We start from the raw sequence: 16,875 nt of genomic DNA, 5'->3' as shown, positions 1-16,875 counted from the left end.
CCGGGGCCGGACAGGCAAACCGGCGAAGAGCACAGCGCCGCCTCTCCCGACCCAAACCACCGTCAGTTTTCGTGGATCTTCGATCCCTTGATGGTGACGTCGCTCGACGCCTTGATATTGATCTTACCGGATCCGCTGACCGTGATATCTTTTCCTTTGATCAAGATAGTTCCGTCCTTTTTCATCGTGATCGATGCGTTGCCGCATGTCAGCGAAATCGAGTCGCCGGCGTCTATCGCGAAATTCTTCCCAATCTTGAAACTGCCGTCGTCGGCGACGTCGACCGCACTGGATTTACCCACCTTCAGATTGTGGCCGCCGCCGACATCGGCGGCGTCGTCGTCGGCAATTTTGGTCGCTCGGGATTTCCCTATCTGCAGGGCCTGCGCTCCGCCAACGTCAAAGTTCTGGTCGGCGCTGACTTGTACGATTTGACTGGCTCCGACCGTCCAGTTGTCCGAGGCTCCAATGCTGTGGGTCTGCCCCGCACCCACGGTGACGCTTCTCGATGCGCCGATGGTGTTCGTCTGCACCGCGCCGACGCTTCTTGTCTCGGTGGCGCCCACCGTGTCGATTCGCGCCGCGCCCACCGTCACCGTCTGCACCAGGCCAACTGTCTGAGAATGGTTGGACCCGATTGTTTCCGACGAATTGGCGCCGATATGGATGGTCTCGTTGGCGCCGACCGTCAGCGAACGGTTCGCGCCCACGGTCTCGGTGTCGTTGCTACCGATGTTGGTGGTCTGGTCGACGCCGACCTTGACCGTCTTGTTGTTGCCGACGTCCTCGTCAAGGTTATGGCCGACAGAGTGCTTGGCGTCGTGGTCGATGCGGTCGGACTGGTCGTGCTGAACGGTCTTGTTGCGATCGTGCTTGATCAGCAGATGGTGGTCCTTCTGCGCCTGGAAATTGACCAGCTCGGAGCCGGCCTTGTCCTCGAACATCAGTTCGTTATAGCCGCCGCCGCCTTTTGACGAGTTGGACTTCCAGCCCGATTGTGTCGCATTGGCCGGCAGTCCGTAGGGCGGCATCTCAGCGGCGTTGTAGACGCGACCGGTGATGATCGGCAAATCAGGATCGCCCTCGATGAAATCGACGATGACCTCCTGGCCGATGCGAGGGATCTGGATGAAGCCCCAGCCGCTGCCGGCCCAGGTCTGCGACACACGCACGAAGCAAGACGAGTTCTGGTCCTTCTTGCCGAGGCGGTCCCAATGAAATTGCACCTTCACCCGAGCATATTTGTCGGTGAAGATCTCCTCGCCCGACGGGCCCACGACGGTCGCGGTCTGCGGCCCGCGCATGAGCGGTCGCGGCGTGATCCGCGGCGGCCGGTAGGGCAGTTTGGTGGGCGCGATGCCAAGCACGACCTTGAAATTCTCGCTGTGGGCTTCGTTTTGGGTCCGGTAGCCCGGATCGAACAGCCGGTAGTCGGCGCTGGTCACGAGATAGTCCTGGTTCTGGTCGTCGCGAGGAAAACTTTCGAGCGTGAACTTGCAGCCTGAAAAAAGGCCCCGGACGGTTCCCACCGCCGTGCTGTGCTGGTGCACAGCCTGGAGTTCCTCACGGCGGATACCCGCAATCTTATCGCCCCGCCCGACATCGAGATGCGCGCCGGGCTGACGGTAGTTTTCGCCCGAAGCCTCCTGATGGGCGAAGGGCTGAGCGGATTTCGCCATCAGGTCAGCGCCGGGCTTCTCGAAATCATAGTCGGTATGAACGTAGGCGCCTGGACGCACGGCGCTGCCCGGAATCCATTCGGTAATGTATTCCACATCACGGCGCGAGCCGTGGCCTTCGAAATTGTAAAGCACCTTGTCGTAGCCTGGCGCCGGCTTCAGCTTGCTCATGGCATCGCACAGCACCAGCGTGTGCTTGCCCTCGTCGTGCTCGAAGAAATAGAAGATCCCTTCGTGCTCGAGCAGCCGCTGCACAAAATCGAGATCGCTCTCATCGTACTGCACGCAATATTCGCGCGAGGGATAAGACCCCTGCAGCCGCTTCTCGAACTTGGCGATGCCGTATTTCGAGAAGATCTTTTCAACGATCTCGACAGCGGTCATGTTCTGGAAAATGCGGCAGTCGGTGGTGTTGCCGAGGAACCAGAGCCATGGCCTGACACTGGCCTCGTAATAGGTCAACCGATCCTCTATGCGGGTAAGTTTGAAGTCTGACACCAGACCGCTGAACCAACGCTTTGGATCGGATTCGCCTTCGACGGAAACGACGCCGCCTAGCATCTTCAGCGGATCGATCTCACGGCTCTTGCTGACGAACCCCACGGTATAGGCAAAACATCGGCTGATCTCATCCCGGCCGACGAGATGGGTAAAGGTCAGCAAATCGGCCCCAACCGGCGTCTGTAGAACCGTGGCACGTTCATTCGGCATGGGTCGTGCCCCTCCTCGACGCGGCCGCCGGGATGATGGATTGAAGCCCCGCTCCGTGAACGGCATCACGTTCACAGCATCTGACCGCCGCAAGCTAGCATATCTTCGACGGAGACCAAATAAAAGCAACGCATGAACCTGGCGAGCATTGTTCGTGGAAGGCGCCTCTCCCACTGCGCCGGCAAGCTGCTAGAATGCCTTGGTTTCAGGGGACAGTGGCTTTCAATGTTCATCTCGCTTCAGATCAGCAATGTCGACCGGCTGCCGCCAGGGGTCGCGACGAGCTATGCCGCCCGCGACCGCGGCTTCGAAATCGGGCGCGAAAACTGCGACTGGACGCTGTCCGACCCTGCCAAACTCATCTCGGGGAGGCATTGCGAAATCCGCTATCAGACGGGCTCGTTCTGGCTATACGACCTGTCGCGCAACGGCACTTTCGTCAACGGCTCCAGCCAGCGCCTGAATGCGCCCCATCGATTAGACCGAGGCGACCGGCTGCTGATCGGCCAGTATGTCATCACTGTCTCGATCGACGAAGAGCGCGTTGGCGCCGGTCATCCGCAAGCCAGGACCGGCTCGACGCAACGCGAGTTGCCGGCCTCGACGGGACGGTCGCTTGAGCCCGGCAGCGCACCGTTGCCCACACCGGCAGAACACAGCCCGGGCCAGGCAGCGAAAATGTCGATGTCGTCGGCGCCGAGCCCCGGCCCTGATGTCCCAGTCAAGCAGCCGGCGGAAGCCGACCGGATACTTGGTGATATCGCCAGGGCGGCCGGCTTGTCGCCGGAGCTGTTGGCGTCGCGCGACCCGCATGATGTCGCTGCCGAGATCGGCGCGGTTTTGCGAACCACAGTCGAGCAATTGTCCTTGCTGCTCAAGGCGCGCGCGGCGGCCAAGGTGCTCGCCAAGAGCGCGCATCGCACGATGATCGGCGCCGCGGACAACAACCCGCTGAAATTCGTGCCGGGCACCGACGACATGCTGGAAATCATGTTTGCCAAGCGGCGGGCGGGTTATCTGGATGCCAGACGCAGCATCGAGGATGCGTTCGACGACCTGAAGACCCACGAAATCGCAACCTACGCAGCCATGCAGGCCGCGCTCTCAAGGCTGCTCGACGACCTGTCGCCGGAGGCAATCGCCAGAAGAATCCCGCCTGCCTCCTTTTCATCCAGGAAGAGCCAAGCCTGGGATGCGCTCGTCGCGACGTGGCGGACGATGGAAGACAAGCACGAAAACGGCATGCTGGATGTCTTTCTTGCCTATTTCGCCGAAGCCTACGCCAAGGCTGGCAAGCAGAAATAGCCTCGCGCCAGATGGCGTTGGTAGCACTCGCTATGCAACTTCATGGAAAAGCCGCTTCCTTGACATCCTGCTTTCCGATTTCAATCGGCTTCCTGTGCGACTAGAATGGCATAGGAGCGCTTGCCAAGCTGGCAAGCGGCGCGGCTTGGGGCGTGTGCAGGAATGTCATGTTTCGGCAAAATCAGACCTTCCATCCGGCTCGCTGCTGATACTGAGCCTCCTATGCCGCTTTCCTCCTGTCTGAAAGACGCCCGTTGGACTTCGTCGGTGGTGCGCCGATGAGCTCGAAGGACGATTCCTCCGAGCCTCCGGATAAAACCGTCATCCGCGTGCCACGGCCAAGGCAAAGGCCGCTCGTGGCTCCCGCTGGTTCCGGTCTGCAAAGCGTGCCCCCTCTCCCCTCACCCGCCAGGGAATCGACAGTGTTCGACCCCGGCGCCGGCCGGCAGTTGCCCCCCGGCTGGTCGTCGGGAACCGTGGTTGTTCAGGACAACGAAGCGGTTGCTGCAAAAAGACCGGTGTTGCAGCAGGATGCCTTGCTCCACGCCACCGCTGGCGTGAAGTATGCCGCGGCCAATCCCATCCTTGCCACCGCAGCCCCCTTGCTCATGCTGTTCGGCCAGTTGCGGCTGATGCCGGTCGAACGCCAAGCGGCCGCTTTGGCCGAGCATATCGCGGACAACATCGATAGCTTCGACCGTGCCACGGCCAAAGCCGGAATTGCCGAACAAGACGCGCGGATCGCCAAGTTTTCGCTTTGCGAAACCGCCGACGACCTCATCGGCAATCTGCCCTGGCCGGACAAACATACCTGGCTGCGGCACAGTATGGTGATGAAGTTCTTCCACACGCAGCCGACAGGGACGGGCTTTTACGAGGCGCTGAACAATATCCTCGCCAAGCCTGAAGGGCATTGCGACCTGCTCGAATTGATGCATGCCTGCCTTTCGCTGGGCTTCCAAGGCCAGTATCGGGCATTGTCGGGTGAGCGCAACACACTCGAGCGCGTCCGGCGCGACGTCTACGACACACTGCGCTATTTTAGGCCGCGTGCCGCAGACGAGATTTCGCCCAGGTGGCAAGGCATGGCGGCGGCGATGCCCAGGCCAGCAGGGCGGCTGCCGCTGTGGGCGATCGCAGCCGCCGCCGCGACCCTGGTGACGGTAGCCTTTTTCTGGCTGAGGATATTGATCACCGACGAAGGCGATGGCACTGCCAGCGAGTTGCTGGCGCTCAATCCATCCAGTCCGGTTATGATTGAACGGGCCAGCGTAGAGGCGCCCGCCGAGCCGGCGCGAGCCGACCCGCCACCACCTACGGCTGCGAACACCACGCAGATCGAACGCATCCGCACCGCACTCGCCAAGGAGGTCGCGGGCGGTGGACTGAGCGTCGGCACCAAGGGCGACTTCATCGTCGTAGAGATCAGCAGCCAGCTCTTGTTCGTGCCCGGCCAGGCCGGGGTAACGGCACAGTTCCAGCCCATCGCGACAGACATCGCCTCGGCGCTCGATGCCGAACCCGGACCGATCAAAATCGTCGGCCATACCGACAACGTGAAGCCGAAGAAGTCGAGCACATTCAAGTCGAATTTCGACCTTTCTGTTGCACGTGCAAAAGCGGTGCAGGCCATGATGGCCAAGCAATTGAAGGACCCGTCGCGCCTGAGCGTCGAAGGCAAGGGCGAAGACGAACCCATTGCCGACAATGCGACCGCCGACGGCCGGGCCAAGAACCGCCGCGTCGACGTGATACTCCCAAAGCAGGACGCGTTATGAGCCGGCGCGGCGAGGAGCTGATCGGCTGGGTGCTGCGGATCTTCAGCGCGCTTGCCCTGGTCGGCTTCTCGGCCGCCGTCTGGTATGCCGGACCCCTGATCCGCTTCGCCGACACCCGCCCGCTTGGGTCGGTGTGGCTCAGGGCACTCATCATCGGCACGACCGCGATCGTGCTTGCGTCTTTCTACGGCATTGGCTTCTGGCAAAGACGCAAGGCGCAACAGGCGCTCGAAACGGCCATTGCGCGCGACGACGAGCGCAACGACGATTCACTGATGCTCGAAGCGCGCATGAGCGAAGCCATCGCGACGCTCAGGCGGACGAGCCGCAAGCGCAACTTCCTTTATGATGTCCCCTGGTACGTCGTCATTGGTCCGCCAGGCGCCGGCAAGACGACGGCGCTGGTCAACTCCGGCCTCAACTTTCCGCTTGCGGGCTCCGGCAACGCCCAGCCGGTGACTGGCGTCGGCGGCACGCGGTCATGCGACTGGTGGTTTACCGATGAAGCCGTGCTGATCGATACGGCCGGCCGCTACACGACGCACGAATCGGACCGCGAACGCGACCAGGGGAGCTGGCTTGCATTCCTGGGATTGCTTAAGAAAACCCGCCCCAGGCAACCAATCAACGGGGTGATCCTCGCCATCAGCCTCGCCGATCTCATCAGCCTCGACGACCAGCATATCGATGCGCATGTCACCGAGATAAGGAGCCGTCTGCGCGAATTGCACGAGACGCTCAAGATCCAGTTTCCCGTCTATCTGCTTTTCACCAAAGCCGACCTCTTGTCGGGCTTCATGGATTATTTCGGCGGCTTTGATGACGTGCGCAGGCGCCAGGTATGGGGCGCGACGTTCCAGACCGCCGATCGCACAAGGAACATGGCCGGCGAGGCAGCGGCTGAGTTCGACGGCCTGGCGCAGCGCTTGGCAGAAGAACTCGTCGAGCGCTTGCAGGAAGAGGCCGACCCGGTGGCGCGCATCGCCATCTTCGACTTCCCGGCGCAGTTCGGCGCCCTCAGGAACCGGACCGCGCATTTCATCGGCAGTTTGTTCGATGCCTCCCGATCGCGGGTGAATGTCAGCTTGCGGGGCCTCTATTTCTCCTCGGGTACTCAGGAAGGAACACCGTTCGACCAGGTACTGGGCACAATCGGGCGCAGCTTCGGCACCGCCTCGCAGGCGCATCTTTCGGGGACCGGCAAGAGCTTCTTCCTGCACGATCTCCTGACCAAGGTGATCTTCCCGGAATCAGGTTGGGTATCTTTCGACCGGGTGGCCGAGCGGCGCGCCAGACTTGCGAGATTGGGTGGCCTCGCCACGATTGCGCTGGCGACGTTGACGGCGCTCGGCGTGCTTGGGCTGAGCTTCTTCGCCAACCAGTCCCTGATCACGTCCACCAGGCAGTCCATGGCCCACTATCGCGACAGCGCCGATGCGCTGCTCAAGAGCACTATGGTGAGCGACGTCGACCTCGAAAATGTCATCGGTCCGCTCGACCAGTTGCGCAACCTGCCAGCGGGGTTCGAGACCGGCGACCAGGGAAAGCCGATCGAGGAGACGTTCGGGCTTGGCCAGCGCGACAGGCTGCTGTCGGCCTCGAAGGATGCCTATCGGCAAGCGCTCGAGCGGACATTCCGCTCCCGCCTCCTGGTGCAGGCGGAGCGGACCATCCAGGCCAAGATTGCCGATCCAATCGCACTCTACGAGCCGCTTAAGATCTATCTCATGCTCGGCGGAAAGGCTCCGAAGGTCGATAACGAGTTGATTGTTTCCTGGATGAAGCAGGATTGGGAAGTGAACCGCTATCCGGGCGAGAACAACCGCGAGGGCCGCGCGCAGCTCGAAAAGCATCTGCGCGCGATGCTTGCCCTGGATGACGCCTACGATCCCGTCTTCGAGCTCAACCAGCCATTGATCGAAGCCGCGCAGCGCTCGCTTGGCCGCATGAGCCTTGCCGACCGCGCTTCAGCGCTGATCAAGTCGGCGGTCTACGCGGCAAGGCTGCAGAGCTTCCCAGTCGCAGCAAAAGCCGGCCCTGAGGCACAGCTCGTGTTCGAACGCGCGGATGGCGGCGATCTCGCGGATCTGGACGTTCCCGGGCTTTACACGCGCGATGGCTTCAACCGTTTCTTCCTGCCGCAGCTCTCGCGCATCGCGCAAATCCTCGTCAACGACCAATGGGTGCTTGGCGGCGGCGGGGAACAGGGCGGCATCGACCAGGATCTGCCCAAGCTCGGTCCAGAACTGATCGACCGCTACGGCAAGGAATTCTCCGCCGCGTGGAACGGCGTCCTTGACCAGCTGATGTTCAAGGCATTGCTCGAAGACAAGCCGCGATATCTGTCGCTTTCCGCTCTCGCCGCGCCGGACTCGCCTCTTGCTCAGCTCTCCACGGCGATCGCCGACGAGACCGCGTTGACAAAGGATAAGATGGTCGAAGGCGAAGGCGGCGCGGCGCAAGAGGATCTCGCCAGCATGGCCAAAGGCCTGGCTCGCATCGGCCTGCAGATCGCCGGCGGCAAGTCGCAGAGCCGTGCCGGCTCTGGCTCGGCTGTCGCACACAGTGCCGGGGCGAACGTCGAGGCGCAGTTTCGATCGTTCCAGTCCCTGGTCAGCGGCGCAAACGGAGGGCGGCCCATCGATGCGTTGACGCGGAATTTCCGCGATATCTTTCAAAGCCTGAGGCTTTCGGCCGACGATCCTTCACAGACCGAACGCGTCAACGCCAACCTGCAGCTGCAGATCTCCACACTGCGCGCCAATGTCTCGCGTCTTCCAAAGCCGCTTGCGCGCATGGTCAACTCGGCAGCGGACGAGTTTGCTGGCAGTGTCGCCGAAGCCTCGCTGGCCAACCTCAACCAGAACCTCGACCAGACGGTCACACGAGCCTGCGAGGAGGCGGTCGGCGGTCGCTTTCCCTTCGCAAGGGACGCTACGCAAGAGATCTCGATAGCGGATTTCGCAAAGCTTTTCGCGCCGGGCGGGCTGATTGACCGTTTCTTTGCGCAGAACCTTGCGTCGCTCATCGACATGAGCGGCCAGGAATGGACCTGGAGACAGGATGCCCGCGCCGGCCACGACTTGGCGAAGTCGACCCTGAAATCCTTTCAGTCGGCCGCAGAGATCCGCAGCGCCTTCTTCCCGTCCGGCGGCTCTGTGCCCTCGGTTTCGATGACCATCACGCCGTCTACGCTCAATGGAGACGCAGACAACGCCTTTCTCAACGTTGACGGCCAGACCATCCAGAGCAGCCAGACGGACAACGCGCCGAGCACGGTGACGTGGCCAAACAGCACAGCCTCGGCTTCCGCCAGCCTCACCTTGATGCCGCAAATGCCCGGCCGCGACTCGGCTATCAAATTCGAGGGACCGTGGGCGTTCAAGCGTCTGCTGGACAAGGCGACCATCACCGCCAGCGGCGAAGCCCGCTTCGTGATCGGCGGACGCGACGTCTCTTACATGATCCAGACCGGACCGGCGGCAAATCCGTTCCTGTTGTCAGCCCTGGCCGACTTCAGCTGTCCGAAGGCGTTCTGACATGGCCCTGTACAAGCGCAGCGCCGGCTGCGGCACTCATTTTGGTACTCTAATGGATGCGCTTATGGCAAAGTGGCCTGGGCACGCTGCCCGGGGTTGGTCACAGGGGACGCTCGCGAAGCGCTAGGTGGCAAATTGAGCACTGTCGCCCTTTCCATCGAAAGCTTCGGCGTGACCCATAGAGGCTGCGTGCGCGACCACAACGAGGACAACTATCTGATAGAGCCGCAGACCGGTCTCTGGGTGGTGGCGGATGGCATGGGCGGGCACGAAGCCGGCGAGGTCGCGTCGGCCAGCATCGTCGACCATCTGGCAACGATCGGCATAGCGAGCTCGGCACCCGACCTTCGTGCGCGCTTCGAGGACCGGCTGAGCCGCGCCAACTCCGAGATCCGCGAGATCTCGCGATCCCGCGGCATCACCATCGGCTCGACCTTCGCCGCCTTGCTTGCCATGGATGGACGGTTCGCGGGCCTATGGGCCGGCGACAGCCGCATCTACCTGATCCGTGACGGGACAATCTTTCAGGTCTCGAAGGATCACACCGAGGTTCAGGAACTGGTGGATCGCGGCATGATCAGCGCGCAAGAGGCGCTTACCTGGCCGCGCCGCCACGTCATCACCCATGCAGTCGGGGTGAGCGACGAGCTCGAGGTCGATTTCCAGCAGGGCGAGCTGATGGCGGGGGATGTCTTCGTCCTGAGCACCGACGGACTGACGGCTCATGTCAGCGACGCCGAGATCGAAGCCGCAGTCAGATCGGCAACGCCGCAGGCGGCGTGCCGGAGCCTGCTGGAGACGGTGCTGGCGCGGGGCGGCACGGACAATGTGACCATCGTACTCGTGAAGATCGGCGGCGGGCGCAACCGTGCGCCCCATCCGGATCGGTCCGGACCGGAGAGCCTCGCGAGATGAGCGACGACGATAAAACGCGGATATCGACCAACGTCACCTATGCCGGCGCCGGCACGCAGCTCAGCGGCATCTACGAACTCGACGAGAGGATCGCGTCCGGCGGCATGGGAGAAGTCTATCGCGGCCACAACATCCAAACCGGCGATCACGTGGCGATTAAGATCGTCCTGCCCGAATTCGCCCGTGACCAGACGATCCTGTCGCTGTTCCGCAAGGAAGCATCGATCCTCAACCATCTGTCGCATGACGCGGTGGTTCGCTATCACGTCTTCACCATCGATCCGAAGATCGGCCGCCCCTACCTGGCAATGGAGTTCGTGGACGGCCAATCACTTTTTGATGTGATGCGTCACGGAGCGATGCAGGGGGAAGACGTGCGGCGCCTTTGCCATCGCTTGACCTCGGGGCTGGCGGCTGTGCATCAGGCGGGCGCGATTCACCGCGACCTTTCGCCGGACAACATCATCCTGCCTGGCGGGCGGGTGGAGCACGCCAAGATCATTGATTTCGGTATCGCTCGCTCGGCGACCGCAGGCGGTGAAACGCTGATCGGTGGGAAGTTCGCCGGCAAATACAATTACGTATCGCCCGAACAGCTCGGCCTCTATGGCGGCGAGGTCAGTGAGCAGTCCGATATCTATAGTCTCGGCTTGGTACTCGCCGCCGCACTGCGCGGAAAGCCACTCGACATGAGCGGCTCGCAGTACGAGGTCATCGAAAAACGCCGGAACGTCCCAGACCTGTCTGACATCGATCCCGAGTTCCACGATCTCCTCGGCGCCATGCTGCAGCCCGACCCGCGCGATCGGCCCGCCAGCATGGCCGAGATCGCCAGGGCAACGCGTGGCGAGGATGTCGAGCTGACATTGCCGCCCGTATCGTATGGTTCGCGCGAACGCTCCGGCTTGCCGCGCGCCGGCTGGACGGCACTGCCCACCTCCAGGCTCGAGCCTTCGGCATCTCCGGGCGAACAACGCTTTGTCGAGCATGTGCGGCCGGCGCATCTGTCGCAAGCAGCGTCGGCGTCGACGCCCGGCACGACCGTTCCGGCTGAGCCGCGAAAGTCGGGGCGGATGCCAGCCATCGCTGCCGGCCTGGTAACGCTGGCGGTCCTGTTGGGAGGCGGCCTTTATGTCAGTGGCATCCTGGCGCGGCCGCCGGCCGAAGGGACCCTCAAGCCCCTGACATCAAAACCGGTGGTGCAGACGCCGCAACCGGAAGCATCGCAGCCGGCGCCATCATCACCGCTGCAGCCGGAGCCGTCAAAACAAGACAACGCTGCCACCGAACAAACGGCAATGCCACCTGCGCTGCCGGATGCTCAGGTGAAGACCACAATACCGGCCGCGGACCAGGCGGACGCAGCAGGCAAGCAGAGACCGCAGCAGGCCAAGCCCCCCGAAATGCCGGTGCCGACCCCGCGCCCCGAGCTGCCATCGGCAACAAAATCACAGCAGGTCGCCGGCCAGGAGCCGACGGGCCAGCCGGTGATCGCCGACAGGCAGGCGCCTATGGTGCCGCCCATCGGCGAGACCGCACCATCCATGGCTCAACCCGAAGCAACGGCTACTCCGCCGGTCGAGATCAAGCCTGCCGAGACGCCGGCCGCGACCCGGTCAAACGCGGTGTCGGTGGCTAAGCCCGAGGCGAAGGCGAACCCGCCGCAGCCAGTCGGCGAGCCGCCGGGGACGTCGGCGGCAAGTCAGACGCAGGCAGAGGGCAAGCCGGCGCGGGAAGCAAACCCGCCGGCGACGAAACCAAGCGCAACCGAGCTGGTCGATAAGCTTTCCAAAATGGCCAAGCCGGAGGCTTCATCGCCGACGATTGCGCAAAGCCCAGTGCCGGCTCTGCCGGTCAGCCCGCCGGCTCAGCCGGTGCCGCCGACTGCGATCGCCAGCAAGCCGCTGCCAGCCGCGCCGACCGCAGCGGCGAACACGCCGCAACCGTCCCAGCAACCGCGGCCGCCGTTGACCACGCAGCCCGAACACACCGACGTCGCCATCAACATGCCCAAGCCGGCGGTGCCGCCAGCGGCGGCAGTCGACGAGACGGCGCAACGTGCGTTGTGGGTGCGCGACTTCAGTGGCGGCGACTGTTTCTACGCGTCGCTGACATCCCAAAGCGCCAGCGCCGCCGCAATCGAAGGCTTCGCAACCGCCGTGCAGCCCTTCGAGCAGATGCTCAATGACTTTCAGTCGAGGTTCCATCTCGAGCCCGATATCAGCGTCCGTGTCATCGACCAGCCCCAGTGTGAAGTGACCAGGTTCCTGCGCTTGCTCGACCGCAACCAGGTGGAAAGGCCGCAACTGGTTCTCGACCGGACGGCGGTGCCGGACGGCGCGCCGATCAGGGGCACGCTGGCAACCCATGGCGGGCTCGTTTCCAACGTTATGCTGATCGACCACAGAGGCATCGCCTTCAACCTTGATGACCGCATGGTGGCGCAGGCTGACAAGGCGACTTTCAGCATTCCGATTGGTTTGGGCGCCGCCGACAAGGCGGCCGGCAAAGCCCTGCCGCAGATCATGCTGGTGATCACCGGACCGCACGACATTCGGGCCGCGAGCTTCTCCAGGCCGACACCAGCCTCCGACCTTTTGCCAAAGATCCTCGAGGAGATCGAGGCCGACGGCTCGCAATTCTCCGCCGCCGCGAAGTATTTCAGGCTCGGCGGATAGATATGAACGCCGATGGACCTTCGCGCCCTGCATTTATTTTGCCCGCCTTCCGCACGCATAAAGCGTAGCTGGTCTGGACGCTTGCTGGCCAACCGCGTCGCGTTTTCCGCGCTGTTGGGCGCAGCACTGCTCCTTGCCGTCTCGACCGACAGCGCGCATGCGGAATTCACCGTCTGCAACCAGACCCTCGACGTCGTCAATCTCGCCGTCGGACAAAAGATCGACGATGCCGACCAGACCGATGGCTGGTGGACCATTGGCGCCAACCAATGCGTGAACGTCATCCGCGAGGAACTGACCAACCGGTACGTATACCTCTACGCGACCGACGTGTTCGGCCATGCGATCCTCAGCGGATCGACCGAAATGTGTGTTGATCGACACCGCTTCTCTATCCGTGGCATCGACGAGTGCTGGCAGCGCGGTCATATCGCGGCCCGTTTCGTCGAAGTCGATACGCTCGAGCAGGTGCGTTGGACCTATTTCCTGACCGGAAACGGCCCGTGACGCACCGTATCGACACGAGCTTCAAACAAAAGAAGCTGGCGCGCCAGAGTGAGCGCAGACGCAAACTTTGGCACCGCTTTCTTGCTGGCCTTGCCGCGCTCATCGTCATTGCGATTGCCACCGGGTTTTATCTCACCCGGGATGACTGGTCGTTCGGCGACGAGAATGAAGAGCTGCATCCCGTCGAAGGTTTGGATGACATACCCCCCGACGCCTCGGTCTATGTGCCGGCCATCATCGATCTTGCCGGTGACCCGATGTGGATCACGCTGGCACCCGATGACGAGACCGCCACGAAGGGCCGCACGATTGCGCGCCCGGCCGAACTCGACAGTTCCGGGGCTTCGCCGCAGATCGAGATCCTGTCCGACGTGATGTTGAGCGCCAGCGAGAAGTTCATGACGACGATCCCCTCCACGCAGGAGGACTTTGCCTTCTTCCAGGCGCAGCGGCAGGCTGCGCCGAAGCCCTCCGCCGCGGCACCCGAGGGCCACGAGCCGACCGCGCCCGAACCTGCCGTCGCGTCCGAGGATCAACGCGATGATCTGGCGAACGACCTGCAGGCGGCGCCTGAAGGGGGGGAGATGTCCCCGGGTTCGGCGCTCAAAGCTGACGCGGACGACCCCGAGGCCGGCTGGGGCGAGACCATTGACCAAGGCGAGAAAGCGCTGCCCGCCTTTGAGAAGACCGCCATTGAGGACAACACCACGGTCGCGACCGTCATCAGCGATTATCAGCGCTACGAGGCAACAGAGGACACTTTCGTGAAAGTTCTCAACGAGCGCAGTCTGGACAGCGTCGCGCTCGACGCGCATTTCTCCGCGGACGATGCCAGGCTTGCGGGCGAGGCGCTGAAAGCGGTGTTCAACCGCGATCGGCTGGAGCCTGGTTTTGTGGTGGCCCTGCGCGGTTTCCGGCCGAACCGTGAGACGACGACCATGTCGCTGATGCAGGTCTCCGTCTACGCAAGGAACCTTTACGTCGGCACACTGACCCGCAATGTCGGGGGCGCCTTTGTTGCAGGCGTCGATCCCTGGGTGCGCGAGGACCTCTTCAACTATTCCGGTGGTTCGGATCAGGGTGGGCCGAAGCGGCAGTACCGTCTGCTCGACGCAATCTACTCGACGGCGGCGCGCAACAAGGTGCCGACCAGCGTGATCGGCGAAGCGATCATGTATCTGTCGAGAGGACAGGATCTGGACGCCTTCGCCGGTGAGGACCAACGCCTGGTGCTGATCTACTCGCAGACCCCGCGCGGCCAAGGCGAGATTTCCGGACGGGTGCTTTACGTCGGCGTCCTGGGTAAGGACAAAAACCTCGACTGCTTCGTCTACCAGCAAGCCGACGGGCAGTATGCCTGCGTCACCGGCGATGATCAGGTTCGTTCGCAGACCGTCACCAACGGCATGATCACGCCAGTGAGCGGGGTGATGACGTCGACCTTCGGCCCGCGTAGGCATCCAATCCTCGGAACGGTTCGAATCCACAAAGGCGTCGACTGGGCAGCCCCCGTGGGCACGCCCATCATGGCCGCCTACGACGGCGAGATCAGCTTCCAAGGCGACGGCGGCAGCTATGGCAATCTGGTCAAGATCACCCATTCAAACGGGCGCGAGACGCGCTACGCCCATATGCAGAAATTCGCCATTGCCAGCGGCGTCGGCACCAAAGTGAAGGCAGGCGACGTCATCGGCTATATTGGCACGACCGGGCTCTCGACCGGACCGCATCTGCATTTCGAACTTTATCAAAACGGCGAGGCGATCGATCCGCTCGGGACGGTTACCACGGTTGCCAGCGCTGAGTCCCCCAGCTCTGGCCGATCCGCAGGCTCTGGCGATGCCGCGGTCGAAACGCTAGCCGACCGGATCGTACATGTTGAAAGCGGCGGCAGCGCCCGCGCCAAGAATCCCAACTCGTCGGCAACCGGGGCTGGCCAGTTCATCACCAAGACCTGGATACGGATGATGAACACCTATCGTCCCGATCTAGCCCGTTCGCTCTCGACCGCCGACCTGCTCGCGCTTCGCTATGACGTGACGTTGTCGCGTGAAATGGTGCGCAATCTGGCGCGCGAAGGCGAAGCCTATCTGCGCGCCCGCGGCCACCAGATAACGGCGGGTCGCCTTTACCTGTGCCACTTCCTTGGCATGGAAGGAGCGCACCAGGTGCTGGCCGCGTCCGGCACGTCGCAATTGAGCGCCGTTTTGGGTTCAGCGGTGATCGAGGCCAATCCCTTCCTCATCGGCAAGACCGCTGGCTATGTCATCGACTGGGCCGAGCGGAAGATGGGTCAAAAAGTGCCGCGCGTGGTGACGGATGCGGGCCAGCCGGCGACGACCACCGAAGTTCGGCAGACGTCACCGGAGTTCGAAAAATACAAGCAGGCGATAACAGCGCTGCTCAATTCGATCCAAGGTGTGCTTGAGCCGGGCTAATTAAGGATCGGCCGGTCGGCGAGCCTACTCGGTCCTGACACGCATCTCCACGCGGCGGTTGACCGGATCGTAAGGGTTAGCGACCCGCGGATGCGATTTGCCAACGCCGATTGCTTCCAGTCTGGCAGGTTCTACCCCGTTGGCTGTCAAGAATGCCGCCACCGATTGCGCCCTTCGCTGCGAAAGGTCCTGGTTGTACCGATCCGAGCCCGTCGCATCGGTATGCCCCTCGACGACAAAGCTGAACGTGCTCAACCGATTGTCCTTGAGCGCCTTTGCGAACTCATCGAGTTCGGTGCGCGCGATCTGGTCGAGTTGAGCCGAATCAAGGGCGAAATTGATCATCATGTCGAGACCAGCTTTTTGTGGGGCTGAACCGGTCTTCTCCGCCTTGCTCTTGCACTCTTCCTCCGTACCGACGCAGATGCCGCGCGAGGCACCGAGATTGCCGGGCTGATTGGCGAAGAACTTCACGATGTCTTCCGAATTTTGAAGCGGATCGGCACAGACGTGCGTTGCAAGAAGCATGGCCGCTAATGCCAAGGCTGAACTGACCCATCGCATGACCGTCACTCCAGTGTGAGTGGATTTGCTGGCGCCTACCATAGCAAATTGGGAAGCGATTGTCTGTGACCAAACGCATGCTGCTCGTGGCGACCACCTGTTGAGGTCTGACGCTTGACCGGCGCTCGCCCACAGGCTTGAGTGCTTCTCTGCTGGCTCGTGGGGATGTGGCAGCCATGGCTAATGAACTCGGGTACAGAACGGCACGGGATCTGTTCATTGCTTGTCCCGCCATCGCCAGGGACATGAAATCGCTGGCGACGGGTCAGCCGCCCCTAGATTTTTGCCGCAGCCTGCTTGCCGGGCGCGTGCCGGAAGAAGCAGTCACGTTCTGTGCCTACCTGCTACCCGAGCGAGCCGCCGTCTGGTGGGGACATGAATGCTTGAGCAATGTCGCCGAGCTGCTCGCTGGGCAGGACCTCGAATTGCTAGCGCTTGTCCATGCCCGCGTCGGCGAGCCTGACAATGTTCAACATCAAGCAGCCTTGAGCAATTCCTTGCAGCTGCCGCCGGCAACCCCGGCCGCCTGGATCGCACTGGCAGCGGTATGGCGTCACCCGACGCTCAAAATGGAGTCCAGCGGATTCCCCGCCGCCCATGCCGTCAATGCCGCAATCCTGGCGGGACTGGCCCGCGCGGCGCTGGCGGACCGATTTACCTTGCTTTCCGCCTTTGTCGAAATGGGCATCGAGATGGCTCAGCTTGAGGCGTAACGGGTTCGCCGTTCGCCTCCCCTGCTTGCCCTCCCTCGTCGCTGGCAC

The 16,875-nt window shown here is 62.6% G+C and carries 10 protein-coding genes; 8 read left to right on the top strand and 2 right to left on the bottom strand.

The features are described from left to right. Positions 1 to 62: 62 nt before the first annotated feature. Positions 63 to 2,390 (bottom strand): type VI secretion system tip protein VgrG, encoded by a 2,328-nt coding sequence (tssI, locus tag FJW04_RS18765; RefSeq protein ID WP_140716182.1) that lies wholly within the window; start codon positions 2,388 to 2,390, stop codon positions 63 to 65. A 225-nt stretch (positions 2,391 to 2,615) separates the two neighbouring features. On the opposite strand from tssI, the gene tagH reads away from it, so the two are divergent. From tagH to FJW04_RS18730, 7 genes are all read left to right on the top strand, one after another. Next, complete coding sequence (gene tagH / locus FJW04_RS18760; RefSeq protein ID WP_140715962.1) at positions 2,616 to 3,695, top strand: type VI secretion system-associated FHA domain protein TagH; 1,080 nt, start codon at positions 2,616 to 2,618, stop codon at positions 3,693 to 3,695. Between the two features lie 422 nt (positions 3,696 to 4,117). Further along, positions 4,118 to 5,473 carry a type VI secretion system protein TssL, long form gene (tssL, locus tag FJW04_RS18755; protein ID WP_348641984.1) on the top strand — a complete coding sequence of 452 codons (1,356 nt, stop codon included), beginning with the start codon at positions 4,118 to 4,120 and terminating at the stop codon, positions 5,471 to 5,473. Next, complete coding sequence (gene tssM, locus FJW04_RS18750; protein WP_181172985.1) at positions 5,470 to 9,012, top strand: type VI secretion system membrane subunit TssM; 3,543 nt, start codon at positions 5,470 to 5,472, stop codon at positions 9,010 to 9,012. Before tssL ends, tssM begins: the two co-directional genes overlap by 4 nt. 135 nt (positions 9,013 to 9,147) lie before the next feature. Continuing rightward, positions 9,148 to 9,927 carry a PP2C family serine/threonine-protein phosphatase gene (locus tag FJW04_RS18745; RefSeq protein WP_140715958.1) on the top strand — a complete coding sequence of 260 codons (780 nt, stop codon included), beginning with the start codon at positions 9,148 to 9,150 and terminating at the stop codon, positions 9,925 to 9,927. Further along, positions 9,924 to 12,605, top strand: coding sequence for a serine/threonine-protein kinase (locus tag FJW04_RS18740; protein WP_140620096.1), 2,682 nt, complete (start codon positions 9,924 to 9,926; stop codon positions 12,603 to 12,605). The genes FJW04_RS18745 and FJW04_RS18740 overlap by 4 nt, the downstream gene beginning before the upstream one ends. A 12-nt stretch (positions 12,606 to 12,617) precedes the next feature. Continuing rightward, positions 12,618 to 13,112: a DUF1036 domain-containing protein gene (locus FJW04_RS18735; RefSeq protein WP_181171465.1), complete on the top strand. Its 495-nt coding sequence runs from the start codon at positions 12,618 to 12,620 to the stop codon at positions 13,110 to 13,112. Further along, complete coding sequence (locus FJW04_RS18730) at positions 13,109 to 15,550, top strand: M23 family metallopeptidase (protein ID WP_140716178.1); 2,442 nt, start codon at positions 13,109 to 13,111, stop codon at positions 15,548 to 15,550. The genes FJW04_RS18735 and FJW04_RS18730 overlap by 4 nt, the downstream gene beginning before the upstream one ends. Positions 15,551 to 15,574: 24 nt before the next feature. Here the strand turns inward: FJW04_RS18730 and FJW04_RS18725 are convergent, their stop codons facing one another. Further along, positions 15,575 to 16,114, bottom strand: a complete 540-nt coding sequence (locus tag FJW04_RS18725) for an OmpA family protein (protein WP_224644304.1) — start codon at positions 16,112 to 16,114, stop codon at positions 15,575 to 15,577. Between the two features lie 176 nt (positions 16,115 to 16,290). Between FJW04_RS18725 and FJW04_RS18720 the strand changes: the two genes are divergently transcribed. Next, a complete protein-coding gene (locus FJW04_RS18720; RefSeq protein WP_224644303.1) occupies positions 16,291 to 16,827 on the top strand; it encodes a hypothetical protein in 537 nt (178 codons plus the stop codon). Positions 16,828 to 16,875 lie beyond the last annotated feature (48 nt).

This window comes from Mesorhizobium sp. B2-7-3, from assembly GCF_006440715.1.
GTDB lineage: Bacteria > Pseudomonadota > Alphaproteobacteria > Rhizobiales > Rhizobiaceae > Mesorhizobium > Mesorhizobium australicum.
This window is presented reverse-complemented; position numbering and strand designations above follow the sequence as displayed.

Bases quoted from the DNA above. Each gene is read 5' to 3' on its own strand.
- FJW04_RS18735 (WP_181171465.1), top strand. From the start codon at position 12,618: ATGGACCTTCGCGCCCTGCATTTATTTTGCCCGCCTTCCGCACGCATA.
- FJW04_RS18740 (WP_140620096.1), top strand. From the start codon at position 9,924: ATGAGCGACGACGATAAAACGCGGATATCGACCAACGTCACCTATGCC.
- tssM (WP_181172985.1), top strand. From the start codon at position 5,470: ATGAGCCGGCGCGGCGAGGAGCTGATCGGCTGGGTGCTGCGGATCTTC.
- tagH (WP_140715962.1), top strand. From the start codon at position 2,616: ATGTTCATCTCGCTTCAGATCAGCAATGTCGACCGGCTGCCGCCAGGG.
- tssI (WP_140716182.1), bottom strand. From the start codon at position 2,390: ATGCCGAATGAACGTGCCACGGTTCTACAGACGCCGGTTGGGGCCGAT.
- FJW04_RS18725 (WP_224644304.1), bottom strand. From the start codon at position 16,114: ATGCGATGGGTCAGTTCAGCCTTGGCATTAGCGGCCATGCTTCTTGCA.
- FJW04_RS18720 (WP_224644303.1), top strand. From the start codon at position 16,291: ATGGCTAATGAACTCGGGTACAGAACGGCACGGGATCTGTTCATTGCT.